This window comes from Nereida sp. NH-UV-3, from assembly GCF_042939535.1.
Lineage (GTDB): Bacteria > Pseudomonadota > Alphaproteobacteria > Rhodobacterales > Rhodobacteraceae > Nereida > Nereida ignava.
The window spans coordinates 421,033-446,283 of sequence record NZ_CP132157.1 but is presented as its reverse complement, the minus strand read 5'-3'; the positions used below and the strand labels follow the sequence as shown (position 1 = coordinate 446,283).

The 25,251-nt window shown below is 53.8% G+C and carries 23 protein-coding genes; 12 read left to right on the top strand and 11 right to left on the bottom strand.

What is annotated here, in order from left to right:
* Positions 1-404: 404 nt before the first annotated feature.
* Complete coding sequence (locus NeNHUV3_RS02135) at positions 405-3,230, top strand: Rne/Rng family ribonuclease (RefSeq protein ID WP_391482181.1); 2,826 nt, start codon at positions 405-407, stop codon at positions 3,228-3,230.
* An 84-nt stretch (positions 3,231-3,314) separates the two neighbouring features.
* Here the strand turns inward: NeNHUV3_RS02135 and NeNHUV3_RS02130 are convergent, their stop codons facing one another.
* A complete protein-coding gene (locus tag NeNHUV3_RS02130) occupies positions 3,315-3,542 on the bottom strand; it encodes a sulfurtransferase TusA family protein (protein WP_391482180.1) in 228 nt (75 codons plus the stop codon).
* Between the two features lie 92 nt (positions 3,543-3,634).
* Between NeNHUV3_RS02130 and NeNHUV3_RS02125 the strand changes: the two genes are divergently transcribed.
* From NeNHUV3_RS02125 to NeNHUV3_RS02115, 3 genes are read left to right on the top strand one after another with little or no spacing between them, the layout of a single operon-like run.
* Positions 3,635-4,387 carry a cytochrome c biogenesis CcdA family protein gene (locus NeNHUV3_RS02125; protein ID WP_048597628.1) on the top strand — a complete coding sequence of 251 codons (753 nt, stop codon included), beginning with the start codon at positions 3,635-3,637 and terminating at the stop codon, positions 4,385-4,387.
* A gap of 45 nt (positions 4,388-4,432) precedes the next feature.
* Positions 4,433-5,689, top strand: a complete 1,257-nt coding sequence (locus NeNHUV3_RS02120) for a hypothetical protein (protein ID WP_391482179.1) — start codon at positions 4,433-4,435, stop codon at positions 5,687-5,689.
* Positions 5,686-7,050: a cytochrome P450 gene (locus NeNHUV3_RS02115; RefSeq protein WP_391482178.1), complete on the top strand. Its 1,365-nt coding sequence runs from the start codon at positions 5,686-5,688 to the stop codon at positions 7,048-7,050. The genes NeNHUV3_RS02120 and NeNHUV3_RS02115 overlap by 4 nt, the downstream gene beginning before the upstream one ends.
* Here the strand turns inward: NeNHUV3_RS02115 and NeNHUV3_RS02110 are convergent.
* Genes NeNHUV3_RS02110 through NeNHUV3_RS02100 form a run of 3 tightly spaced genes read right to left on the bottom strand, consistent with a single transcriptional unit; the run spans position 7,039 to position 10,118 of the window.
* Complete coding sequence (locus NeNHUV3_RS02110; protein WP_391482176.1) at positions 7,039-7,617, bottom strand: TIGR02281 family clan AA aspartic protease; 579 nt, start codon at positions 7,615-7,617, stop codon at positions 7,039-7,041. The two genes, NeNHUV3_RS02115 and NeNHUV3_RS02110, sit on opposite strands and share 12 nt — an antisense overlap.
* On the bottom strand, positions 7,617-8,234 hold the full coding sequence (locus NeNHUV3_RS02105) for a MarC family protein (protein WP_391482174.1): 618 nt from the start codon (positions 8,232-8,234) through the stop codon (positions 7,617-7,619). The genes NeNHUV3_RS02110 and NeNHUV3_RS02105 overlap by 1 nt, the downstream gene beginning before the upstream one ends.
* 21 nt (positions 8,235-8,255) lie before the next feature.
* Positions 8,256-10,118 carry an ABC-F family ATP-binding cassette domain-containing protein gene (locus NeNHUV3_RS02100; RefSeq protein WP_391482172.1) on the bottom strand — a complete coding sequence of 621 codons (1,863 nt, stop codon included), beginning with the start codon at positions 10,116-10,118 and terminating at the stop codon, positions 8,256-8,258.
* Between the two features lie 116 nt (positions 10,119-10,234).
* Here NeNHUV3_RS02100 and ndk point away from each other — a divergent pair, with 116 nt between their 5' ends.
* Positions 10,235-10,657 carry a nucleoside-diphosphate kinase gene (ndk, locus tag NeNHUV3_RS02095; RefSeq protein WP_048597622.1) on the top strand — a complete coding sequence of 141 codons (423 nt, stop codon included), beginning with the start codon at positions 10,235-10,237 and terminating at the stop codon, positions 10,655-10,657.
* A 73-nt stretch (positions 10,658-10,730) separates the two neighbouring features.
* On the opposite strand, the gene NeNHUV3_RS02090 is transcribed toward ndk, so the two are convergent.
* Both NeNHUV3_RS02090 and NeNHUV3_RS02085 read right to left on the bottom strand, forming a co-directional pair.
* Complete coding sequence (locus NeNHUV3_RS02090) at positions 10,731-11,054, bottom strand: TfoX/Sxy family DNA transformation protein (RefSeq protein WP_391482170.1); 324 nt, start codon at positions 11,052-11,054, stop codon at positions 10,731-10,733.
* Positions 11,055-11,161: 107 nt separating this feature from the next.
* Positions 11,162-11,731 (bottom strand): DUF882 domain-containing protein, encoded by a 570-nt coding sequence (locus NeNHUV3_RS02085; RefSeq protein ID WP_048597620.1) that lies wholly within the window; start codon positions 11,729-11,731, stop codon positions 11,162-11,164.
* A 519-nt stretch (positions 11,732-12,250) separates the two neighbouring features.
* On the opposite strand from NeNHUV3_RS02085, the gene NeNHUV3_RS02080 reads away from it, so the two are divergent.
* The 4 genes from NeNHUV3_RS02080 to NeNHUV3_RS02065 are packed head-to-tail and all read left to right on the top strand — an operon-like array spanning position 12,251 to position 16,429.
* Positions 12,251-13,798: a murein L,D-transpeptidase gene (locus tag NeNHUV3_RS02080; protein ID WP_391483160.1), complete on the top strand. Its 1,548-nt coding sequence runs from the start codon at positions 12,251-12,253 to the stop codon at positions 13,796-13,798.
* A gap of 39 nt (positions 13,799-13,837) precedes the next feature.
* Positions 13,838-14,929: a UDP-3-O-(3-hydroxymyristoyl)glucosamine N-acyltransferase gene (gene lpxD, locus NeNHUV3_RS02075; RefSeq protein ID WP_391482168.1), complete on the top strand. Its 1,092-nt coding sequence runs from the start codon at positions 13,838-13,840 to the stop codon at positions 14,927-14,929.
* 31 nt (positions 14,930-14,960) lie between these two features.
* Complete coding sequence (locus tag NeNHUV3_RS02070) at positions 14,961-15,218, top strand: acyl carrier protein (RefSeq protein ID WP_391482167.1); 258 nt, start codon at positions 14,961-14,963, stop codon at positions 15,216-15,218.
* On the top strand, positions 15,218-16,429 hold the full coding sequence (locus NeNHUV3_RS02065; protein WP_391482165.1) for a beta-ketoacyl-[acyl-carrier-protein] synthase family protein: 1,212 nt from the start codon (positions 15,218-15,220) through the stop codon (positions 16,427-16,429). Before NeNHUV3_RS02070 ends, NeNHUV3_RS02065 begins: the two co-directional genes overlap by 1 nt.
* Before the next feature lie 58 nt (positions 16,430-16,487).
* Here NeNHUV3_RS02065 and NeNHUV3_RS02060 read toward each other — a convergent pair whose 3' ends face one another.
* The gene (locus NeNHUV3_RS02060) at positions 16,488-17,126 is read right to left on the bottom strand and encodes an invasion associated locus B family protein (RefSeq protein ID WP_391482163.1); all 639 of its coding nucleotides are present in this window, start codon (positions 17,124-17,126) and stop codon (positions 16,488-16,490) included.
* 491 nt (positions 17,127-17,617) lie between these two features.
* On the opposite strand from NeNHUV3_RS02060, the gene NeNHUV3_RS02055 reads away from it, so the two are divergent.
* The gene (locus NeNHUV3_RS02055) at positions 17,618-19,174 is read left to right on the top strand and encodes a helicase HerA-like domain-containing protein (RefSeq protein WP_391482162.1); all 1,557 of its coding nucleotides are present in this window, start codon (positions 17,618-17,620) and stop codon (positions 19,172-19,174) included.
* A gap of 29 nt (positions 19,175-19,203) precedes the next feature.
* Here NeNHUV3_RS02055 and NeNHUV3_RS02050 read toward each other — a convergent pair whose 3' ends face one another.
* The 4 genes from NeNHUV3_RS02050 to NeNHUV3_RS02035 all read right to left on the bottom strand — a co-directional run bounded on the left by NeNHUV3_RS02050 (position 19,204) and on the right by NeNHUV3_RS02035 (position 23,271).
* On the bottom strand, positions 19,204-20,493 hold the full coding sequence (locus NeNHUV3_RS02050) for an HlyC/CorC family transporter (protein ID WP_391482160.1): 1,290 nt from the start codon (positions 20,491-20,493) through the stop codon (positions 19,204-19,206).
* Positions 20,494-20,576: 83 nt separating this feature from the next.
* On the bottom strand, positions 20,577-21,530 hold the full coding sequence (locus tag NeNHUV3_RS02045) for a site-specific tyrosine recombinase XerD (protein ID WP_391482159.1): 954 nt from the start codon (positions 21,528-21,530) through the stop codon (positions 20,577-20,579).
* Entirely contained in the window at positions 21,527-23,062 is a 1,536-nt protein-coding gene (locus NeNHUV3_RS02040; protein ID WP_391482157.1) for a hypothetical protein, read from the bottom strand. The genes NeNHUV3_RS02045 and NeNHUV3_RS02040 overlap by 4 nt, the downstream gene beginning before the upstream one ends.
* Before the next feature lie 53 nt (positions 23,063-23,115).
* On the bottom strand, positions 23,116-23,271 hold the full coding sequence (locus NeNHUV3_RS02035; protein ID WP_158441639.1) for a hypothetical protein: 156 nt from the start codon (positions 23,269-23,271) through the stop codon (positions 23,116-23,118).
* A 246-nt stretch (positions 23,272-23,517) separates the two neighbouring features.
* Here NeNHUV3_RS02035 and NeNHUV3_RS02030 point away from each other — a divergent pair, with 246 nt between their 5' ends.
* Complete coding sequence (locus NeNHUV3_RS02030) at positions 23,518-24,048, top strand: shikimate kinase (RefSeq protein WP_391482156.1); 531 nt, start codon at positions 23,518-23,520, stop codon at positions 24,046-24,048.
* Between the two features lie 5 nt (positions 24,049-24,053).
* A complete protein-coding gene (gene aroB, locus NeNHUV3_RS02025; RefSeq protein ID WP_391482155.1) occupies positions 24,054-25,190 on the top strand; it encodes a 3-dehydroquinate synthase in 1,137 nt (378 codons plus the stop codon).
* Positions 25,191-25,251 lie beyond the last annotated feature (61 nt).

Sequence of the window (25,251 nt, the reverse complement as noted above, 5' to 3'; positions counted from 1 at the left end):
AAAGCAGACAGCTCGGGTGCTGCGATATGAGTTTCGCTGTCTGACCTGTCCCTGAGAAATCTCGCGACCAACCTGACAGACCGATTGCGGGTCATTGACCCACTAGAACGCACGCGATTGCCGCCAAAAGCAGCGCCGCGTGAGATAATTGGCACCGCGTCCCCCACGATTTGAGGCGACGTTATGTGTCGGAGAAGAAACGCGATGACGCGCGCCAGAGACGGGCAAAAAGGCCGAGCACAGCAGTTGACAGACCATTACGGTTTGCCTGTTCGTGCATCTGCTCTCCCGCTTGATTGGCCGCGTTTCGCCATAGATAGACACCCAATCCCTTCCACTTCATCTCGCCTCAGGTCTCCGCCTGATAGGCGCGATCGGCGTTTGGGACGGTGCGAACGGATAAAATGCCTAAGAAAATGCTTATTGACGCCACCCACGCGGAAGAAACCCGCGTTGTTGTGGTTGATGGAAACAAAGTTGAGGAATTCGACTTTGAATCAGAAAACAAACGCCAGCTCGCTGGCAACATCTACCTCGCAAAAGTAACACGTGTTGAGCCGTCCTTGCAGGCGGCGTTCGTTGATTACGGCGGGAACCGTCACGGCTTCCTCGCGTTCAGCGAAATTCATCCTGATTATTATCAGATCCCTGTCGCTGACCGCGAAGCGCTGATTGCTGAAGAAAAAGCATATACAGACAGTCTGAAAGCACAGGAAGAGGAAGAAGAGAGCAAGCCCAAACGGGGCCGCAGGCGCGGTGGCCGTGGCCGCTCAAAAGCAGCTGAGGTTAAGTCGGATGATGCGGTAGTCACGGCTGAATTAGCTACCGAAGCCGATGATGCAGTGTCATCTGATGCACCGTTGGAAACCGATGCTGCTGCTACAGATGCAGCAACGCCAGAGGCCGAGCAGGTTGAAACGCCTGCGCAAGCCGAGGCTGACTCAGAAGGTACTACCGACGCAGAAAGCAACGCTCATGATGCGTCTGCTTCTGAAGATGAGGCCAGCGAAGCCGTTGATGCTTCCGAGGAAACTGAGGCGGCTGACGAAAGCGATGATGCGGAAGTCGATGCAACGGCCAAAGATGATGGTATCGAATCTGTTGCAGAAGAAGACGACAGCGAAGATGTGCGTCCTGTGCGCAAACCTCGCCCGCGCCGTTATAAAATCCAAGAAGTCGTGAACGTCCGCCAAATTCTTTTGGTGCAGGTCGTAAAAGAAGAACGCGGCAACAAGGGTGCTGCACTGACCACGTATTTGTCGCTTGCGGGTCGCTATTGCGTCTTGATGCCAAATACCGCTCGGGGCGGTGGAATTAGCCGCAAGATCACCAACGCTCCTGATCGCAAGAAGCTCAAAGAGATTGCCAACGAGATTCTGGTACCAGAAGGCGCTGGCCTGATCGTGCGCACGGCCGGTGCCAAGCGGACCAAATCCGAGATCAAGCGCGACTATGAATATTTGCAGCGCCTTTGGGAGCAAATTCGCTCGCTTACCCTGAAATCGATGGCGCCCGCCGCGATTTATGAGGAAGGCAATCTGATCAAGCGTTCGATCCGCGATCTATATAACCGCGACATCGATGAAGTGCTTGTTGAGGGCGAGGGCGGTTACCGCACGGCCAAAGACTTCATGAAAATGATCATGCCGAGCCACGCCAAAAACGTGAAGCGCTACGAAGACAGCCTTCCGCTGTTCGCACGCCATCAGGTTGAGACCTATCTGGCAGGCATGTTTAACCCGACAGTCCAGCTGCCATCGGGTGGGTATATCGTGATCGGTGTGACCGAGGCTCTTGTTGCGGTGGACGTAAACTCAGGCCGCGCGACCAAAGAAAGCAGCATTGAGCAAACCGCGCTCAAAACCAACCTTGAAGCCGCTGATGAAGTTGCCCGTCAACTTCGGTTGCGCGACCTTGCTGGTCTTATCGTTATCGATTTCATCGATATGGACGAACGTCGCAACAATATCGCGGTTGAAAAACGGATGAAAGACAAACTGAAAACAGATCGTGCGCGCATTCAAGTGGGCCGCATTTCTGGCTTCGGTTTGATGGAAATGTCCCGTCAGCGTCTGCGCCCCGGTATGCTTGAGGCGACCACGCAGCCGTGTGCGTCATGCCATGGCACCGGCCTGATCCGTTCCGATGACAGCACGGGTCTGTCGATCTTGCGCCAACTCGAGGAAGAGGGCGTTCGTGGTCGTACCAAAGAAGTGCTGGTGAAATGTCCCGTTGGTATTGCCAACTTCTTGATGAATATGAAGCGCGAGCACATCGCGCAGATTGAAGCGCGATACGGCATGTCCGTGCGCATTGAGGGCGATCCAACTTTGGTAAGCCCCGATTTCAGCATTGAGAAATTCAAGACAGCGTCGCGTGTTGTGACGAAAATTGCACCAGCTGTTGTGTCTGTGGATGCCTCGATTATGGCTGATATTGACGATGCTGAAGACGAAGCAGAGATTTCTGATGATGCTTCTGAGGCGAGCACCGCGCCAGAGGCAGAAGTAGATGGTGAGGCGCAGCCCAAAAAACGCCGTCGTCGCCGTCGCCGCCGTCGGGGTGGCAATTCGGATGAGGCGCGTCCAGAAGAAAACGCAGCTGCACAAACCTCGGAAGACGGCGAAGGTGAAGCTGCAGAGGCGACTGAGACAGCAACCTCTGATGCTGATGCGCCTTCTGATGAGGCCGAGCCGAAAGAAAAGCCGCGTCGGACCCGCAGCCGTGGTGGTCGTGGTCGTAAATCTGCTGAAATTTCAGAAGCGCCTACTGAGACGCCAGCAGACACTGCGTCTGCTGCGGACGTGGAAACACAGACTGGACCTGAAACATCCGAAGCGGCTGTAGAGCCTGCTGCAGACGCGCCTGCTGAAAAGCCCAAGCGTGTTCGTAAGCCACGTAAAACTGCGGCTCAAAAAGCGGCCGAAGTGGCGGAGGCAGAGGCTACCAAAGCAGAGAGCACTGCTGAGGCTTCGGCTGATACAAAAGCAGAAACTGCTGAAGAAGCGCCTGCAGAAAAGCCTAAGCGCGTTCGTAAGCCACGTAAAACTGCAGCGCAAAAAGCAGCAGAGGCAGAGGCCGCTAAAGCGGTAGAAGCCCCTGTTGAGAAGGCAGAGCCGACACCGGCACCAACACCTACGCCAGCAGCAGAACCTGCTGCCGAGCCAGTGGTGGAAGAAGCTGCACCAAAGCCCAAACGCCGCGGCTGGTGGAGCCTTGGGTCCAAATAGCCCTTAGGTTCAAGACACTCATAAAATTAAGCCGCGTAGCATAAGCTGCGCGGCTTTTTTGTCTGCAAAAGTTTCGGGATCAGGCTAGTTCTTTTGAATGTAATAAGCAGTGTTTTCACCGCTTTCGTCGGTCCCTAAAAACGTGTGACCAGCCTCGGTACAAAAATGTGGCACATCAATTTGTGCCGCAGGGTCACTAGCAACCATGCGCAGAACCTGGCCGGTTTGCAGGCTTTTAAGCCGCTTGCGCGCTTTCAAAACAGGCAGCGGGCAAAGTAGGCCAACCGCATCAAGGGTATCATCGTGTTCCATGGCTGATGAGCTAGCCGCGATGTTACATTTTGTCCACATTTTGTAACGCCCTTGCTATTTGCCCACCCGCGAAAAACCCGTATCAGGGTGGCATGTTAGATTTTTCCGTCCTTGACGTAACGCTGCTGCCTGCCATGGGGATCGCCCTTGTTGCGGGCATTATCTCTTTCCTGAGCCCCTGCGTACTACCGATCGTGCCACCTTATTTGGCCTATATGGGCGGTGTGAGCGTTAGTGATATGAACAGTGAGAAATCTGCGCGGGCCAAAGCGTTAGGAACCGCGCTGTTTTTCGTTTTGGGCCTGTCGACGGTCTTCTTGATCTTGGGCTTTACGACCTCGCTGATGGGGGCGTTTTTTCTACAAAACCAGCAGTGGTTCGTGGTGGCTTCGGGCGTGGTTATCATGGTTTTTGGTGCGCATTTTGTTGGTGTGTACCGTATCGGCTTCATGGACCGTGAGATACGCATGGACGCAGGCGATCAGGGCGGTTCTGCGTTTGGTGCCTATGTTCTCGGGCTGGCGTTTGCCTTTGGCTGGACGCCGTGCATTGGGCCGCAATTGGGGGCGATTTTGTCGCTGGCCGCATCTGAGGCCAGTGCTGTTCGGGGCACCGCGCTGTTGGCAGTCTATGCCATCGGATTAGGCATTCCGTTCTTGCTTGTTGCTGCGTTTTTCCCTTCTTTGAGCGGCGTGATGGCATGGATGAAACGACACATGCAGCAGATTGAGCGGGTGATGGGTCTTCTGCTCTGGACAGTTGGTTTGATGATGCTGACAGGGCAATTCACAGAATTCAGCTTTTGGCTGCTTGAGACTTTCCCTGCTTTAGCAAATTTCGGTTAACCTTTTTGCCCTCATTTTGCCCAAAAATGCCTCTAACGCTTGGGTATGAAATCTATCCACTCACATTCGGAAAAAGCTACTGCGGCGCGTGTTAAGCGCCGCAAGGTGTTCTATATTCCCGGATATGATCCGATCCACCCGCGCAGATACCGCGAGCTTTACCGAACACAAAGCAAGGATCAGGGGCGGATCAGCGGCTATGATATTGAATTATCCGGCAAACACACAGGCGCGCGGTATGGCTGGCATGTGAAAGCAGATATCGACGGCCATATAACGGACAGCGATTTTGAAGTGCTCGTTTGGTCTGACATTGTGCGTGACAGCATGTCGAAAACGATCGCGGCGACTTATGCGCAATTGTTCAAGACTGCATGGATTTACATCTCAACAGGCGTTCTGTGGCGGCTGATGAAGCTGCGAAAAGGCCCTGTGATTGCGGCGCTTTATCCAGTGGTGTTTTTGCTGGGGCAGGCGGGCTTGGCGTTTTGGCTCGGCACGGTGGTCTATCGGTTGCTGAATTGGGTGATGCAAGTGGGCGCTAGTTTTAGCATTTGGCCAATATCATTGACGGTCGCAGTTGTCGCCTCGTGGTGCGTTCTACGCTGGTTCAAAACCAACGATAACAAGTTTTTCGCCTACTATTTGATGCATGATTATAGCCACTCGGCTGCGACCTGCGGCGCCTATTCAGCTGCATTAAAACAGCGAATTACGGAGTTTTCCGCTGCAATCTCTGACGCGTTGCACAGCGATGTGGATGAGGTTTTGGTTGTTGGGCACTCCTCTGGTGCGCATCTGGCAGTGTCGGCGTTGGCCGATGTTCTGCGTGACGGCAACCTGTCCACACACCAACCGGCGCTGGCGTTTCTGTCACTTGGACAAGTCGTGCCAATGGTCAGTTTTCTTCCTGGTGCAGATGAGTTGCGTCGTGATCTGCACTACCTCAGTGAGGCTGCGCCACTGACGTGGGTGGATGTGACTGCACCAGGTGATGGCTGTGCGTTTGCGCTTTGTGATCCTGTTGCTGTGTCGGGCGTTGCGCAACCCACACAACGGTGGCCTTTGGTGATTTCGGCAGCGTTTTCCCAAACACTAAGTGCTTCGCGGTGGAAGGCACTGCGTTGGCGGTTTTTCCGACTTCATTTTCAGTACCTCTGCGCATTCGATAGCCCAGCTGACTATGATTACTTTCAGATTACTGCCGGCCACGTTTCGCTCGCAGAGCGGTTCAAAGGACGTGCACCGTCGAACTCACGGATCGTCAGGGCTGTGTCAAAATTCACAAAGACCGCCCCATGAGTAGCAATGACATACGCCCCCCAAAACCAGCATCTCGGCCCGAGCGTGTATCGCTCTGGCGGTATATGAAGTTGTTTCGGGCAGATATTTTGTCCGCGCAACCTGCCAAACTTTACGGCGCTTGGATGGCGGAATTTCGGACGCTGTTTTTCCGAAGCTACCTTGTGAATGATCCTCAGGTGATTGAGCGTGTTCTGAAAACTGAACCCGATAGTTTTCCCAAATCAAACCGGATCAGCGAAGGCCTGCGCCCTTTGTTGGGAGACAGCGTATTTTTGACGAACGGCGAGGCATGGAAGCGACAGCGCCGGATAATTGATCCCGCGTTCGAAGGCGGACGGCTGCGCGAGGTGTTTGGGTCGATGAAAGCAGCAAGTGCTGCAACTGTTGCGCGCCTCGCACCTTTGGCCGATGGAACCGCACGCGATATTGAGCCGCTCACCAGCCATGCGGCGGCTGACGTAATTTTTCGCACCCTGTTTTCGCTGCCTATTGATACGCCAATCGCGCAATCAGTTTTTTCACAGTTCAGAGACTACCAACGCAGTCAGCCGCTTTTGAACTTAGCCGCCTTTGTTCGGCTTCCGAAATGGATGCCTCGTGTCTTTCGGCGCCAAACGTCTGAAACTGCTAAAACCATTCGTGCCTTGATTGCGGAGCTGACCGAAACGCGGCTGGAAGAGATATCGCAGGGACGCGCGCCCGATGATTTGGCTACAAAAATTATGACGACCCCTGATCCCGAAACAGGCCAGATTTTTAGCGCTGATGAAATGGTCGATCAGGTAGCGATTTTCTTTTTGGCGGGTCATGAAACGTCCGCTTCTGCTTTGGCATGGACGCTTTATTTGCTGGCGATGTACCCTGAATGGCAGGACAAGATTGCCGAGGAAGTGCCAGACAGTGATCTGGAATTTTCCGATTTATCGAAACTGCGCGTGACACGCGATGTGTTTCGCGAGGGGCTGCGGCTTTATCCACCAGTTCCCATGATGGTGCGCGAGGCCGCAGAAAATGTTGAATTTCGGCGCCGTGATGTGAAGCGCGGTGCGCAAATTGTGCTGAGCCCGTGGCATCTACATCGCCATACTCGGTTGTGGGATGATCCAGATCAGTTTGATCCAACCCGTTTTCAAAATCTAGAGGCTAAGCAAGCTGTCAGACAAGCGTACATGCCGTTCAGCAGTGGGCCACGGGTTTGCACAGGGGCGAGTTTTGCAATGCTGGAAGGGGTCTTGATGTTGGCGGATCTGGTGCGTGCGTACCGGTTTGAGTTGGTCCAAGATCGGCTTCCGGTACCAGTGGCCCACCTGACCGTACGTGCCAAAGACGGCATTTGGTTACAGATTTTACCGCGTTAGGATCAAAGTGTTTCTGCGGATTGAAACTTCAGCAAAGCGCTGCAAATAGCTCATCCCCAGAAGGCTGCCTTCCATCGGTGCGCTATTGACTGTCGCGCGCACGCCAGTGTCCATAATCTCGCCAAGTTGCACAGTTTCAAGGCGCACAAATGCAATGCTGACTGTGCCATTAGCCGTGTTTGCCCGCCCGAAATAATCCAAAGTCGCAGTGTCAAACCCCACGCGGCGCGCGTCTTCTTGGGTTAAAACAATTTCGCTTGCGCCAGTATCTACCAAGAAAGGCACGCGGATACCGTTTACCTGTAGCGTTAGGTGAAAATGCCCGTCGACACGACGTGGCACCTCAATTTGACCTGCGGCGTTGGTGTTTTGAGCCTGAGTAACTGTGCCGCTGATGTCCTCCCAAAGCCCGACACCAGCGATCGCACCAAGAATAATAAGGAGCCAAATCGCGGCTTGTTGCAGTGTTTTGCCTAGATTACGTCGTTGGCTCACCAAATAGCTGCCGCCGATCGCGACAATGAGCAGACCCATATAGAGCAGTTGCGCGGTGTCGCCGCCATCCATCAGATCAACCCGATGCCAAAGTCGCGCAACCCATCAAGGATGAATTGAACCGATAGGGCCGCAAGAAGCATCCCAAGAAGGCGTGTGACAATGTTGACGCCAGTTTTGCCCAATCCGCGCTCGATGACGCCTGCGAACAGAAACAGGCAAAACGCGCAGATGATAACGCTGATCATGACCAGTGTGACTGCGGCAAATCCCATCCAGTCTTGATCGCCCGTCAACAGAATGATCGTCGCGATAGAGCCGGGGCCCGCGATGAGTGGAATGGCCATAGGAAAGACAGACGGGTCGTCTACGGGCTCTTCTTCAGCTTGATCTTCGCGCCGCGATTGGCGCCGTTCAAAAAGCATGTCGAGAGCGGTGATGAACAACAACACACCTCCTGAGATGCGGAAAGCTGGCATGCCAATGCCCACAAACCCCAACAATGCCTCTCCAAAAAGGCCGAATGCCAACAAAATACCGACGGCGATAAGACAACACCGCAGTGCAACTTGGCGGCGCTGCTGCGGGGACATTCCTGTCGTAAGGGCCACAAAAATGGGAGTAAGGCCAATCGGGTCGATGATCACGAAAAGCGTCGCGAATGCAGTGATGAGAAACGCTATGTCCATTCCGGTCTCCTGTCCGGGGCCTTAAACCCGTTTACTCGCCGCCTCGAGTTTTTCTGATGCAGCGACCCAAAGCGCCTCGGCGCGGTCGAGCGCTGTGCGCACTTCGGCGTATTTTTTCTGCCACACTTCAGCTTCGCCTGCTTTGCCGTCTTCGTAAAGAGTTGGGTCCGCCAGTTTTTTGGCCAGCTTATCGCCCATGACGTTCAGCTTTTCGAGGCGCTCTTCGCATTTGCGAACGTCTGTTTTCATGGCCGTGAGTTGGTCTTTTGTGACTTTCGGTTTGGCGGGTTTAGCAGCGGTTTTATCTTTGTTTTTCAGTGGTGCGTCATTGGTCAAAAGCAGTTTGCGGTAGGCATCAAGGTCATCGTTGTAAGGTGCCACGCCGCCGTCTTTGACCAACCAAAGCCGGTCAGCAACCATTGAGAGAAGGTGCATATCGTGACTGACCAGAATGACAGCGCCTGAGTAGGCCGTTAGGGCCTCAACAAGGGCCTCGCGGCTTTCAATATCAAGGTGGTTGGTCGGCTCATCAAGGATCAGCATATGCGGCGCATCAAGGGTGGCAAGCAGCAGCGACAGGCGTGCTTTTTGCCCCCCAGAGAGCTTTGCCACAAGCGTGTCAGCCTGATCGGCGCCAAGACCAAAGCCAGCTAGACGCGCGCGCAAACGGGCCTGTCCTTCGTCGGGACGCAGCCTTTTGATATGGTCAAGCGGGGTCTCGTCGATAAAAAGTTCATCCACTTGGTGTTGTGCAAAATAACCAATGCGTAACTTGGATGACATGACCACACGGCCCGCCATCGCATCAAGGCGACCTGACAGCAGTTTCGACAACGTCGACTTACCCTGACCGTTTTTGCCCAAAAGTGCGATGCGGTCATCTTGATCAATGCGCAGGTTCAGCTTTCGAAGAACCGGCGTTCCATCATATCCGACGTCCGCACCTTCAACATTGACGATGGGTGGGGACATTTCCTCGGGCTCGGGGAAGGTGAAAACGCGCTTTGCCGCTTCTTCGGGCGGCGTTATTGTCTCCATTTTCTCAAGCATCTTTACACGTGATTGGGCCTGCTTGGCTTTTGATGCCTTTGCCTTGAAGCGGTCCACAAAGCTTTGCAGGTGCGCGCGGCGCAGATCTTGCTTTTTCGCGGCGGCAGTTTGAATGGCGCGCTGCTCGGCGCGGGCCTTGGCGAACTGATCATAACCACCAGCCCAGAGCGTTAGTTTGCGCCCTTCAAGGTGCAGAATGTGGCCGACAGCGCGGTTCAAAAGGCCGCGATCGTGGCTGATGATGACAACCGTGTGGGGGTATTTGGCCAGATAGGTTTCCAGCCAAAGCGCGCCTTCAAGGTCCAAATAGTTTGTCGGCTCATCTAGTAACAAAATATCGGGCTGTGCAAAGAGCACACCCGCAAGAGCCACACGCATCCGCCAGCCCCCAGAGAACGCAGAGCAGGGCATCAATTGCTCGGCCGCATCAAAACCCAGACCCTTGAGAATGGATGAGGCGCGGCCTTCGGCAGACCATGCATCGATATCGGCCAAACGCATCTGAACATCGGCAATGCGAGCGGGGTCTGTTGCGGTTTCAGCCTCGGCCAACAAAGCGCTGCGCTCGGTGTCAGCGGCCAAAACCGTATCGAGCAATGAGGTCTCGGAGGAGGGAACCTCTTGGGCTACGCCGCCAATTTTAGCGCGTTCTGGCACTGAAATTGACCCGCCTTCAAGGGCAAACTCGCCGCGAATGATGCGGAACAATGTGGTTTTGCCGGCGCCGTTTGGCCCAACCAAACCGACCTTGTGGCCTGTGGGAATTGTGGCGGATGCGCCTTCAAAAAGCGGACGGCCTTCGATGGCGAATGAGATGTCTGAAATGCGTAACATGCAGGGTCCATGCCCGTTTACGTGGCCCCCGTCAACGCAGGCTTTTCATAGGCGGGAAAGGGTGCTAAGTGCGCGCCAAATCATTACTGCAACTCAAAACCTGTAAGGGGTCTATCATGGCTATCCAACGTACATTCTCAATCATCAAACCAGACGCAACACGCCGCAACTTGACTGGCGCGATCAATGCAAAATTTGAAGCTGCTGGTCTGCGCATCGTTGCACAAAAGCGCATCCACCTGACAGCTGCACAAGCAGGCGAGTTCTACAAAGTGCACGCAGAGCGTCCTTTCTACGGCGAGCTGTGTGAATTCATGGCGTCTGCACCAATCGTTGCACAAGTTCTTGAAGGTGAAGACGCAATTGCGAAAAACCGCGAAGTTATGGGCGCCACAAACCCAAGTGATGCGGCTGCAGGCACAATCCGCGCTGAGTTTGCTGAATCAGTTGGCGAAAACTCTGTTCACGGTTCTGACGCTCCAGAAACTGCTGCAGAAGAAATCGCGTATTTCTTCTCTGGCCTTGAACTGGTTGGCTAAGTCACTTGTGACTTGAATTTGAGAGGGCGTGGGGGGAAACCTTTGCGCCCTTTTTCTTGTCTGGCTGACGGGCCTATCTGATCAGACCAGTCCCAATGGCATCTAGTTCGCGTTCGATGCCGGTGTCGTTTTGCGTGCGGTTTGCTTTTAGCGCGTCGAATTTGATCCGCAGCGCTTCTTTTTCGGCGCCTTTACAATCATTCCAAGGACGCCCTTGCAGTGCCATGACCAGAACGTAGTATCCGATGAAATGGGGTTTGTTGCCCGCGGCCAATAACATGGCGTAGGCCGCGTCGGGCCCTAGGCTGCGCAGTATTTGCGCATCAGCGATACCTGCCGCGATAAGCTGTTCTTCAAAGGCGGGGCCGATATTTTTGATTGTTTGCAAATCAGACATATCAAAATGTTAGCCTGATATTGTGCTTTGGATAAGATGCCTTGGGCCGTTTTGTTCAAATGCCCGCGAAATCTTTAAAGAAACTTGGAGTGGTAGGGTGTGCCGAATTAACGGCCCCAAGTTCTCACGATGCCGCAATCCATATGCACGAAGTTTGATTTGGTGTAGCGGCCAACACCACCGCCGCCACAAGCCTGCGCTGCGCGGGCCATTTGGCTTACAGAACGGCCACTGACCCTAAGATCAGCTGCTTGGCCTTTCATATGTAGCGACTTTTTAGCTACGCCACCGGTCCGTGACCGAAGCATCGAATTTGTTTGCGGCGTCCGGTAGCCAGACAGCAGCAAATAGGGTTCGGGCGTATCCATCAAATTATGCGCCGCCGCCATCACATCAATCGTGCGTGTGTCCATTTTGATTGCTTTGTCCTGACGCCAGTCGCGCATGAACCAGTTAATTTCTTTTAGGCTGTCGCGCAGGTATTCGCCCTCAACCCAATATATCATCTCAATGCTCTCGCCGGTCCGTCCAGAGTAAGCTTTGAGTTTGCGAATGTCGCCAGCGCCACGCAGAAAACCAGCGGCGTTTGAATACGTTGGGGCGGCTGTGATCGCGCTTGCGGCAAACGCCGTCAAAAGCCCACGCCGTGTGATGCAAGTGGAAGATACCGTGCTCATCGTGCCTCGTCGTCCTGCTTTTTGCGTAAAGCCCTCAGAAAGGCTTGCCGCTATTACATCTCCCCAGATGTGCGCATGTTATTGCACAAGGGGAATCAGCAACCAAGGATAGATTTGTCAGACCCACGATTTACCGCGAATTTCGGCATATTTTTGCGTATCAGGGCCTTCGTCAATCGTTACGGTCGTGCAGCGCACAGATGCGGGCGCTGAAATCTGGCTGCTATGCCACAAATGCCTTCTAGAACGAATAGATGAGGAATTTGTGAATAGACACTCAAAGCGGCATCGTGGATCATCCATCTTGCGGGTGTGCTGCGCGTATCTGCCAAGTAGTAAACACAGTTAAATGTGTGGGGGACAAAAGACATGTTGCGTAAACAAGCTATTTCCGGACGCCAATTCAACAACCATCTGAATGCGCGCGCTGAGGGTCGTGTCAGCGCCGAAACGGTGGATCGTGGTTTGGTTGTCTGGCGCAATGCGCTGGCGGTTCTGTGGTTGGGTCTTGTTGTTTTGATGTTGGCTGTGGCGTCGCCGTCTTTGGCCCAAGATGCGCAATTAAAACAAGCAATCGCGACGGCAGCAGCCAAAGATCGCGACATTGCTGCCTATTACAAAGCAACGGGTTATGAAGCCATATGGGTCGGGTCGGGCAGCAAAGATCGCGCGAGGCGCCGTGCATTGGTAGCGGCGTTTGCGGGTGCAGCAGATCATGGATTGCCCTCAGCCAAATACGATGATGCTAAACTACGAAAATTGATTGGCGCAGCGGAAGGTGCCACAGCACGCGGAAAGCTGGAAGTTGAGTTGTCTCGTCAGTTTCTTTCCTATGCGCGCGATATTCAGACCGGCATTTTAACGCCGTCACGGGTGGACGAGGAAATTGTACGCAAAGTCCCGTACCGCAACCGTTTGGCGACCCTTGATGCGTTCGCAAATTCAAATCCCGTTGGCTTCATGAAAAGCTTGCCGCCTAAGAACCCCGAATATACGCGCTTGATGAAAGCCAAGCTGGATATGGAACGTCAAATCGCAAAAGGCGGTTGGGGCCCGACGGTATCTGGTAAATCGCTTAAGCCAGGTCAAAGCGGTAAAGGTGTGGTTGAGTTGCGCGACCGTCTGGTGGCGATGGGCTACATGCGCCGTAGTGCGTCAGCAACATATGACGCGGATCTGCAAAAAGCGGTGCAGCAATTTCAGCTTGGCAACGGTCTGCCCGCGGACGGTGTTGCTGGAGCGGTGACGCTGAAGGAAATCAACGTGCCGATGGAGCGGCGTCTGCGCAACGTGATCGTTGCAATGGAGCGCGAGCGTTGGATGAACCGTCCACGCGGAAAACGTCATATCGATGTCAATTTAGCAGATTTTACCGCCAAAATTATGGATGGTAGCACTGTGACGTTCCAAACCCGCAGTGTGGTGGGCAAGAACGTCTCGGACCAGCGCAGCCCAGAGTTTTCGGACGTGATGGAATTTATGGTCATCAATCCAAGCTGGTATGTGCCGCGCTCGATCGCCACGAAGGAATACCTGCCGCTTTTGAAGGAAAACCGCAACGCGGTGAGCCAACTTGAAATCACTGATAGTTCGGGTCGCAAGATTAACCGTGGCGCGGTCGATTTTAGTCAGTTTGATGAACAGACCTTTCCATTTAACATGCGCCAGCCCCCGTCAAAGGGGAATGCCCTGGGGTTGGTTAAGTTTATGTTTCCCAACCGCTACAACATCTATCTTCACGACACGCCCGCCAAAAGCTTGTTCAGTCGCAATGTTCGTGCATTCAGTCACGGCTGCATCCGTTTGAACGACCCGTTTGATTTTGCTTACGCGCTTTTGGCAAAGCAAGAGAGTAACCCAAAGGCGTTCTTCCAGTCATTGCTGGCGACGGGTGAGGAAGCGACCGTGAACCTAAAACAGCCTGTGCCCGTGCATATCATGTACCGCACAGCGATCGCCTCACCTGATGGGCTACTTCAATTCCGACGCGACGTTTACGGCCGCGATGCACGGATTTGGCGTGCCTTGGCGCGGGAAGGGGTGGCCCTGCGCAGCGTCAGCGGCTAAGTCTTGCGCCGACACCCGCATGCGTAAAGGGGCGTGGACATGACAACCTATACATTGGCTGAAATCGCACAGGCTTTGGGCGCTGAGGCGCTTGGGGATGAGACACTTGTCCTGCGCGGACTGTCCGAGCCTCAAGATGCAGCGCATAATCAACTTGCATTGGCTTTTTCAGAATCTGCTGCGGCAGGTTTAAGCGCTGCGGCAGAGGCTGCTTTGCTCTGGTCTGATGCGGATTGGAAGGCGCTTGGTCTGAAAGGTGCTATCTGTGTGCCGCGACCACGGTTTAGCCTTGGGCCGCTTTCCAAGATGTTCGATGAAGGGCCCAAGATTGGTTCAGGCGTTCACCCTTCGGCTGTCATCGATCCGTCCGCCGTAATCGGGAAAGGCGCGTCTGTCGGGCCGTTTGTTGTGATCGGTGCTGATGTGGTTGTTGGCGATAATGCGCAAATCGGGGCACACACGACCATTGGATACGGTACAAAAATTGGCGCACGGGCGTTGATCCACGCAGGCGTTAACATAGGGCATAACGTTACCATTGGGGATGACTTTACGTGCCAGTCTGGGACTGTGATCGGTTCGGACGGATTTAGCTTTGTAACGCCAGACAAGGCCCCGACCGAGCAAATTCGTGAAACTTTGGGTGAACGCGGCGAGACAGCGGGCCAACATTGGACCCGCATACATTCTTTGGGCAGCGTGACGATTGGCGATCAAGTAGATATCGGTGCGAACACCTGTATTGATCGTGGCACAATCCGTGACACGAAAATTGGTAATCGGACGAAAATCGATAATTTTGTCCAACTGGCACATAACGCCGTGGTGGGTGAGGACTGCTTACTTTGCGGTGCGTCCGGCGTGGCGGGCAGCAGTACGCTTGGCGACCGTGTTGTGTTGGCGGGGCAGTCTGGCGTGGTTGATAATGTCACTGTCGGCGATGACGTTATTCTTAGCGGAAGTGGCAAAATCAGGACCAACCAACCAGCGGGTAGGGTTCTAATGGGGGATCCCGCAATTCCTATGAAGTCGGGGATTGATCAGTACAAGGCGCTTCGCCGTCTGCCGCGTCTTGCCAAAGATGTTGCAGCCCTGAAAAAAGCACCTACTTCTGATAGCGACAACAGCTAAACGTCAGAGATCATACAGGACCCAAAGTCACATGAGCATTGCATCGCAAGTTATTGATATCATAGCAGAGCAAGCCATGCTTGATCCTGCTGAAATTACGCTTGAAAGCAACTTGGCTGAGTTGGGTGTGGACAGCATGGGCGTGGTCGAGTGTATCTTTGCGATCGAAGAAACCTTCGATATTTCCGTGCCCTTCAATGCCAATGAGCCGTCTCAAAGCGACTTTGATATCTCGACCGTTGGGTCCATCACAAAAGCGATCGAAAAGCTTGTGAACGAGGCGGCCTAATGACCCGCGTCGTCATTACGGGGGCTGGCACAATCAATGCGCTTGGCCGTGATGTTGCTTCTACGCAAGCCGCTATGGCGGAAGGTGTCTGTGGTATTTCCGCGCTGAATATGCGCGACGTTGAGCGGCTTTCCGTCACCATTGGGGGGCAAATTCACAGCTATAACGAAGCGGATCACTTTAACCGCCAGCAGATCGCTCTTTATGACCGGTTCACGCAATTTACCCTACTTGCAGCGCGCGAGGCGATTGCCCAATCGGGGTTGGTCTTTACTGGCGAGCTAGCGGATCGGGCAGGCGTTATCCTAGGCACTTCTGGGGGCGGGTTGACCACCCAAGACGAAAATTATCGTACCGTCTATGAGGACGGCAAGAACCGCGTTCATCCTTTTATCGTCCCGAAACTAATGAATAATGCGGCAACGGCTCATGTCAGCATGGAACATAATTTGCGTGGCCCGTCCTTTACGGTTGCCACAGCTTGTGCGTCATCAAATCACGCGATGGGGCAGGCATTTGCCATGATCCGCGGCGGGAGCGCGAAGGCTATGATTACAGGTGGATCAGAAGCCATGCTCTGTTTTGGTGGCATCAAAGCCTGGGAAGGGCTGCGGGTTATGTCGAAAGATGGCTGCCGCCCGTTTTGTGCAACCCGTAACGGGATGGTGCAGGGCGAGGGTGCTGGCGTGTTTGTATTCGAAGAGTTTGAGCATGCCAAAGCACGCGGCGCGGGAATTCTTGCTGAGGTGATTGGTTTTTCGATGAGTTCTGACGCCTCTGATATCGTTATGCCGTCCAAAGCCGGAGCCGCGCGTTCCATCGCGGGTGCTTTGCGGGATGCACAAATTGACCGATCTGAAGTTGGCTATATCAACGCCCACGGCACGGGAACCGCGGCCAATGACAAGACAGAATGCGCTGCCGTTGCCGAAGTGTTTGGGCCCCACGCTGACCAGCTTATGATGAGTTCGACCAAGTCCATGCATGGTCACTTAATCGGCGGGACCGGGGCAGTAGAGCTTCTGGCCTGTCTGATGGCCCTTAGAGAAGGGGTTATTGCCCCGACGATCAATTACCAAGAGACAGATCCAGAGTGCGCCTTTGATGTCGTGCCGAATGTAGCGCGTGATGCGAAGGTTGACGTGGCGCTGTCGAATGCATTTGCATTTGGTGGTTTAAACGCGGTTATCGCGTTGCGACGTGCACCCTAGAAATAGGCCGCTAAGCTTAATAAGTCGAGCGACCTTTTTTGTCTTTAATCAGACGGATTTACTGGGCCGATAGTTCCTGAAGACGCGCAAAACCTGCGGTGAAACCGCTTAGAGATACATCCAGTTCAACTTTTTGATCTGGTGCAACCGCTGGTACAATTGTCAGCTTTGCCACGTTTCCGCGTTTGAAATTGGCCACATCAGCATCAGCAAACCCGAGACGGGCCAAGCACCCCACTTGGCTGCAAAACGCAAACGGGTATTTGCGGGCAGGTCCGCCATCAATCGCCATTGTCAGCCGCTCGGTCAGCAATGTTTCAAGGGGGACAACAACATTGGCGCCCGCCGCTGCAGCACTTCCTGCGGGCAGGGCGAGCATGTTAATTTCAGCGACCGAATTGCCTTCTTGATCTTTCAGCAGCTGGTACAATTGGCACGGATCCGGCTGCCCTGCTCCTTCGGGGCGCTTAACACAGCGAATTTCCCACGCGCCCGCTTCTTCGAGAACATAAGTCTGGCCCGGCTGTGGTCCGCTGGGCGCTTCTTCTTCGCCCAGTTGCAACGGGATGCCTGCATCGCCATCGGTGCTCACAGTTCCCGCAGGGGCGGTCTGATCCGTGTCTGATGTTTTGCTTTGCGCCCAAGCTGGTGCGGCACAAACTGCGAGAATTGCACAGAATTTGAAGAGGTTGGTCATGGCTTTTCCCGTATTTTTTACAGCTGCTAGCGGCTTATCATGCCTGATTTGGTGTGTCATTGCGCAAAGCGGAATTTTGCTGGCTTCGGCCGCATTTATTTAATTATTTAGTATGGGATAATCTAAGGCTAATTTTGCCTCAATAGTTATGCCAAGAAAACAGGGGCTGCTAAAACCAGCAACCCCTGTTTTGTTTTTCCCTGTCAGACTAGCCGACTTATAAGTCGAAGCTAGGAAAAGCCGACGCGTTCGTCAACATTTAATACTGAAAAGGTTGGTGGGTTTTCTCAAAGCAAAGTAATTGAGCATGATCAGGATGCAGTGCACAAAAAAGGACCGCGACTAAACATGCGCCGCGGCCAGTCCTTCAGGGAGGAATGCACCGCTGAGAACCGACTACGCTGCATAGGATTAATGTGACATACAATCGTTAACGCTATATTTTTGAATTAAGGCAATTTTGTTTACGAGTTAGGTAGGGGTCACGAACATTGGCGCAAAAAACATTGATAGTTGGCGGCGGTGGGCCGGACTATGCACAGCAGCAACACCTGAAGCTTGAGTACGCAAACCGTCACGGGTTGATCGCAGGGGCCACGGGAACGGGCAAAACCGTGACCCTTCAAATTTTGGCAGAAGGTTTTAGCCGTGCAGGTGTCCCTGTCTTTATGTCTGATGTGAAAGGAGATTTGTCCGGCTTGGCCAAGGCCGGTGATGCCGGTCACAAGTTGCATGAAGCCTTTCAAAAACGCGTGGATACTATTGGGCTTGATGACTTTTCCTATGAAGCTTTCCCTGTGTGTTTTTGGGACCTTTACGGCAAGCAAGGTCATCCTGTGCGAACAACGGTTGCTGAAATGGGTCCGCTATTGTTGTCGCGTATGCTCGAGCTGTCAGAGGCGCAGGAAGGCGTTCTAAACATCGCGTTTCGGGTCGCAGATGAGCAAGGATTGGCCCTGCTGGACCTCAAAGATCTTCAAGCACTTTTGGTTTGGGTGGGGCAAAACGGCAAAGAACTCGGGCTGCGATATGGGCATGTGAGCAGCCAGTCCGTTGGCGCGATCCAACGGCGGTTGCTGGTGCTTGAAAACCAAGGTGCAGCGCATCTTTTTGGTGAACCGGCACTCGCACTTGGCGATTTGATGGCCGTTGATGTCACCCCCAATGGTCCTCGTGGGCGTGTTAACATTTTAGCTTCTGATAAGCTGATGAACGCGCCAAAGCTTTATGCGACTTTTTTGTTGTGGCTCCTGTCTGAGCTGTTCGAAGAGCTGCCCGAGGTGGGTAATCCGGACAAACCGAAACTGGTCTTTTTCTTTGATGAGGCGCATTTGTTGTTTGACGATGCACCCAAAGTGTTGGTCGACAAAGTCGAGCAGGTCGCCCGTTTGATCAGGTCCAAAGGCGTTGGTGTGTACTTCATCACGCAAAACCCCGCAGATGTGCCAGAAGACATTTTGGGTCAGCTTGGCAACCGTGTTCAGCACGCTTTGCGCGCGTTTACGGCACGGGATAAAAAGGCCCTTAGATTGGCCGCCGAGACATACCGCGAAAATCCTGCGTTTGATATTGAACAAGCCATTACCGAAGTCGGTGTCGGTGAAGCGGTCACGTCTTTCCTAGAGGACAAAGGGGTTCCGGGAGTGGCCGAACGGACGTTGATCCGACCACCGTCCTCACAACTTGGTCCGATCTCGGTCAGCGAGCGGGCGACATGTATCGCGAACTCAGCGATTGCAGGTAAATACGAGACACTTATTGACCGGCAGTCGGCTTTTGAAACGCTTACCAAGCGTGCAGAACGTGCGGCAGATGCTGCCCTTGCCGCTGAGCAGAAAGAGGAAGAACTGCAAGTGGCAGAGCGCGAGTACCTGTCGAACAGGCGGTACAGTGGTACAAAAGTTGGCCGTTCAACAGCGCGTGCACCGCGGCGCAGCAGTACCTCACTTGGTGCTGAGATCGGCAAGGTCGTTCTGAAAGAGCTGAAAGGCACAACTGGGCGGCGTATTGTACGCGGTATTTTGGGTGGGTTATTTCGGGGGCGTTAAATCGCCCCCTTATTTTGGTTTCTCTGCGTTCAGCCGATTTTGCGTACCTTCAACTCTGCCAAACGGTTTGCTTCGCGGCTCGCGACTTCAAACCGGAAACCGTGGAATGAGAATACTTGTCCTTCGGCAGGGATCGTTTGCGCTTCGTGAATGACAAGGCCCGCAAGGGTGACGGCTTCGTCATCTGGCAACGACCAATCAAGTGCGCGGTTTACATCGCGGATCGTCATTGCACCATCTAGTGTGTACGTACCATCGATGTCAGCGATAAACTCTGGCTCTTTTGCCTCGTCAAATTCGTCTGCGATTTCTCCCACGATTTCTTCAAGAATATCCTCAAGTGTGATCAAGCCCTGCAGGGCGCCGTACTCATCAACCACCAGCGCAAAGTGCGTGTGGCGACGCAAAAACTCACGCATTTGATCATCAAGCGTCGTGGTTTCAGGCACAAAATAGGGGGCCATCGCCACATCGCCCACTTGAAACCGGGACAGACCCGCAGGATCTGCGTCTGGGCCACGCACCAATTTATCAATAGCGCGCAGCAGGTCCTTTGCGTGCACGACGCCGATAATGTTCTCAGGCTCGTCGCGGTAAACGGGCAAGCGGGTGTGGCTTGAAGCAAGACATTGCGACAATACAGTTTCGGGATCATCGTCGGCATTGATCATTTCAATGCCCGAGCGGTGAAGCATGATTTCCTCTACCGTCCTGTCACTCAGATCAAGTGCGCCTAAGATGCGGTCGCGGTCTTCTTTTTCCACAACCCCTTCTGAGTGTCCAAGATTAAGCGCACCGGCAATCTCTTCGCGCACGGCCAAAATATGGTCATCGGGATCGGTCTGAACACCAAAAATGCTTAGCACGGCACGGACCAACACCCTTACGGTGGCCACAATTGGCGAGAACACTTTGACGACAACTGAAATGGGGCCTGAAACTGCGGCGGCGGCGGTCTCGGCATTTGTGATGGCGTATGTTTTGGGCAGCACCTCTGCAAAGATCAGAACAAGCAGCGTCATAATAAGGGTGGCAAGTGCAACACCGCTTTCGCCAAACACGCGGGTCAGCAAGGCTGTCGCCAGCGAGGTTGCCAGAATGTTGACGAGGTTGTTGCCCAGAAGGACCGAACCGATCAGCCGTTCGTTGTCTTCGGTGATGGCCAGCGCGCGCTCGGCCCCTTGGCTGCCTTTGTCGGCCTGTGCTCGGAGTTTGCCGCGTGAGGCAGCTGTTAGTGCAGTTTCCGAGCCTGAAAAGAAGCCCGACAGTACAAGCAGAATTACAATTCCGCCCGACGTAACCCAAAAGGCTGTGTCCACTGGTTTTAAGTCCTTAAATAACCCTGTATTAGCTATGAAGGGTGTTTGCCGTGAAAATCAAGGGCTTGGCAGGCGTTTTGCCTTTAGTTGTTGCGATCTGGAGTGGTGGACAAGGGATGACGTTCAAGCACAAGCGCCTTGAGACGTTCATCCAAAACATGTGTGTAAATCTCGGTTGTGGCGACATCAGCATGCCCAAGAAGCACCTGAATTGACCGTAGATCAGCGCCGTTCTCAAGAAGGTGCGTGGCAAAAGCATGGCGCATTGCGTGCGGTGTTACTTTTGCGGGATCAACTTCAGCTTTGAGAGATAAGTCTTTGATAAAAATGTAAAACCCATGGCGTGTTAGATGCCCGTCTTTTGAGGGCGATGGAAAAAGATACTTTGAGCTTGGCAGCCCTTTGGCTCTGCTTAGGGTATCTTTGGTGTCCCATGCAGTAAGCCACGCCGCAAGGGCGTCACGCGCGGGGGCAGATAGTGGAACCATCCGTTCTTTACCGCCTTTGCCACGAACCAGCAGCATCCGCGGATCACCGCGTGCAGCACTTACGGGGAGGCTGACAAGTTCGGTCACACGCATTCCCGTGGCGTACAGAAGCTCCATCAGGCAGGCGTTTCGCAATCGGTCATTTTCAGTCCTGCCGATCGTACGTGCAGTCTGAAGCAGCCGTTCAACTTCATCGGTGGATAGCGTTTTTGGCAGTGCTTTGCTGCGGCCGGGGCCTTTTATCTGAATGGCGGGGTTATCTGCTCGCAACCCTTCTTCAAACATAAACCGAAAGAGTTGTTTCATCGCCGATAATCGCCGCGCGCGGGTAGATTTTGCAAAACCTTGGGCGTCGCAATGTACTAGATAATCCTCCACGTGCTGGCGTGTGGCAGATGCAAAGTTTTCATCGTTGTGGTTCAAATAGCCACTCACATCCGTCAGATCGCGGGCATAGGCCAGCTGCGTATTCGTGGCGGCGTCCAACTCAGCGGCTTGTGCCTCTAGAAACGCTTTAATCAGATGGGCGTCAGAATGAACCGCAGTCATGTGCGTAGCCTATCGATCAAAAGGAGGTTCAGGGCCAATTGGCGGGCAGTGCTTTCCAGACCCGTTTGGCGCAGAAGTGTGATGACTTGTGCGATGTCACGCAAGTCGCCCGTCGCCGCCTGTTCTGCGGTGACAATTGCGCGGACAAGTGTCTCACCCAATTTCCCTTGGCGGAGCAACTCTGCATTTTGTGGGGGCAGGATGTTTGTCGCAAATCCGTCCACAATGATCCGTTCAATCAAGCTGCCCGCAAGGGATGCAATTGGGGTCCCTACGGCGACCGACTGCGCGAAAGCTAGGTCAGTGTTGGCGGTGTCCTCGGCTGACACGCTTTCATAAAGGGGCGATACCAACATAATTTCAGCGCGCGTAATTTGTGCCGGACCGGTCAGCGGCAAGTCTTTTAGAGGCTCACTGTAGAGGTCGGCCATCACTGTTTGCACACCTGCCTTTCGCGCCTCGACCCAAGCTGTAGGGAGTGCACGGCTGATGGCCGAGGGATTTCTAGCGGTCACGGAGATATCAAGGCGTTGCCATGCTTCGGCCAATTCCCAAACGCCCCCTGATGCGGACGGAATGTTGGCTGCCATCACATCCAGCAGTCGGTTTGATGACAAACTTCCAGCACGGGCAAGGCGGATGGCTGCGTCAATTTGCGTTTTCCAACCGTTGTCTGGCGTCAGCGCTGTGGTGGCATAAGCGAGGGGAAGCGTGGTGGTTGGCAGTGGTGTTCCAATCGCGCGGCGCAAAGTGAATTGCAGCGGTGTAATTGCGCGTCGTGGTGCCAGATTAACACTTTCTTCTGCAAGTTCTGGATCAAGAAACTGTGCCAAAAGAGCTGCTTTATCCGCTGAAATTTTCCCCAAGGCTTCGCCTGTTTTGAGCGTCAAAGCTGCGGCGTTCCAGTCCCCTGTGCGTGACAGGCAAAAGATACGAGTTGGCAGTGCCGCACGTAGGGCTGCGTTTGCCATAAGCGCTGTGCATGCGGCATCTTCCGTACCAGTCAGCAGTGATAGATCAAACCAACGTGCAAACAGTTGCGGGGTCATCGCACCTGCCTGATCGAGCAGTGCAAGACTTGTCTCTACGTCCCCCATTGCCAACAAAGCGTCCACGCGTGCGACCAAGATATCAGCCTCTGGGTCGCGTGTAATTGGCGTGTCTGCCTCCGCAATCAGCAGTCGGCGTAAAAGCTGCTGCATCGCAGGAATTGTCGGTGCGCCGATCGCTCTAAGCAAAGGGGAAAGAGTTTCAGGATCGCTCGCTGTCCAAAGGGTATGGGGCAGGCCAGTAGCACTTGGCGGGCTGAGACCAACAGCACGTGTTTTGGGCGCGCCAAGTGGCTCGACGGCGACTTGCGGTATTGTGATCTGTTCGGGCAAATTGCCGCCAGGGCGAAGGGTCAAACTACGTACAGTTGCATCAAGGTCGATCGGTGGTAGCGTACCGGCTGGAGGCACCGTTTGTGGGCCGCGCAGTGTCTCGCTTAGCCAATCAATGGTTGATAGTGGCTCTTCTTGTGCGGACGCCATGCAAGCCCATAGGCAGCACGCAAAACCCGCTAGACCCACGTGCTTGGTTGGCATCATTCAACACTCAAAGTAATAGGTTTTGTGACTGAAGTTTGCGGTGGGGCGAAGGCATCAGGCATCACCATCGGCCCAAGATACGCAAAGGCCACCAGCCCGATGATCGCCAAAACTGCGAGATACCCGATAAATTTAAAAAGTCGTCCTATCATAGCGTCGAACTTTCTTTTCTGCCTCGATTTCCCAGCTTAGCTACAGGTTTCTACACTGTACTCAACCAGATGACGCGGTGCATTGCCGCGACTTTAGCCCATAATTGAGCGAATTATTGCAGTTGTATATGGTCTTTTTGCAAAACTCACGGCATTCACGTGGGGTGAGACGGAAAACGGCGGGCAGGCGCTTATCTGATAGGTAAGTGACAGGCGCGGCAAACGATGTTCGGGGTGACGTACACGATGGCGCAGAGCCTTTTAAAAACGGTTGTGATGGTTGGCATGATGGGAGCCGGCAAGACGGCGATTGGTCGTGCATTGGCCCATGCTCTCGATGTACCGTTTGTTGATAGTGATGCCGAGATTGAAACCGCCGCCCAACGTACCATCGCCGAGATTTTCGAACGGGATGGCGAAGACTTTTTTCGTCAGCGCGAGACCGAGGTAATAGACCGTTTGCTGTCTGGCCCACCGTGTGTTTTGAGTACTGGAGGGGGCGCTTTTCTGGCGCCTACAAATCGTGATCTAATCGCGAGCAAAGGCGTTTCTGTGTGGCTTGACGTGCCGCTTGATGTGCTTTGGGAGCGGGTTCGCCATAAAGATACTCGGCCGCTTTTACGGACTGAAAACCCACGCGCTACCTTGAACGCGCTATTCGATGCGCGGGTGGCTCACTACCGCCGCGCAGACATTCAGGTGGAATGTGGGCAGGGAAGCATTACTGAGACGACCACGGCTGTGCAGCGCGCCTTATTTGCGTTTTTGAAGGACTAATTTTAATGACAGAGACCTCCCCCACAGATGGCGCAACACAAGCGACGGTTCATGTTCCGCTTGATACCAGAGCCTATGACGTGCGGATTGGAACTGGTCTGATTGCATCAGCCGGAGCGCAAATTTTACCTTTGCTGCGGCGGCCAAAAGTGGCTGTGGTCACCGATGAAAACGTGGCGTCGTTGCACTTGGATGCGCTGCACGCTGGCCTTGCCGAAAATAGTGTCGAAATGACATCACTGAAACTACCCGCCGGTGAGAGTACAAAAAGTTGGCCGCATTTGAGTAAAACAGTTGAGTGGCTGTTGGACCAAAAAGTAGAACGTGGTGACGTTGTTGTTGCTTTTGGCGGTGGCGTGATTGGTGATTTGGTAGGCTTTGCCGCTGCGATTTTACGGCGCGGTGTTCGGTTTGTGCAGATCCCAACGTCACTTTTGGCGCAGGTCGACAGCTCCGTTGGTGGTAAAACAGGCATTAACGCGCCCCACGGTAAAAATTTGATTGGCGCATTTCATCAGCCGAGTTTGGTGTTGGCGGATGTGGGCGTACTTGGGACATTGCAAAGCCGTGATTTTTTGGCAGGCTACGGTGAAGTCGTGAAATATGGACTTCTGGGAAGTGCCGCGTTTTTTGAATGGCTTGAAGAAAATGCACCGGCAATGGCTGCAGGAGATGTTGATTTGCGCATTGAGGCCGTGCGCCGTTCTGTTCAGATGAAAGCTGATATTGTGGTGCGGGATGAGACAGAGCAGGGGGATCGTGCTCTGCTAAACCTTGGGCACACGTTTTGCCATGCACTTGAAACCGCCACAGACTATGCGTCGGACCGCCTTTTGCACGGTGAGGGCGTTGCGATTGGTTGCGCCTTGGCTTTTGAGGCTTCAATGCGGTTGGGGCTGTGTGCTCAAGAAGCGCCAAGCCGGGTGCGCGCGCATTTGCGGGCAATGGGTATGAAAGTTGATCTGCGTGATATCGATGGGGAACTCCCGTCAACTGACGCCCTCATTGAACTGATGTCACAAGACAAGAAGGTCATCGATGGGCAGCTGCGTTTCATTATGGCGCGGGGCATCGGTGAGGCGTTTGTTACCACTGACGTGCCTGTGGATGTGGTGCGCAGTGTTCTGGAAGATGCCCGATAGATAGGTGGCCCAACAAAGAAGGCGCCCGATTTACGGAGCGCCTTACATTAATTTTAACCTA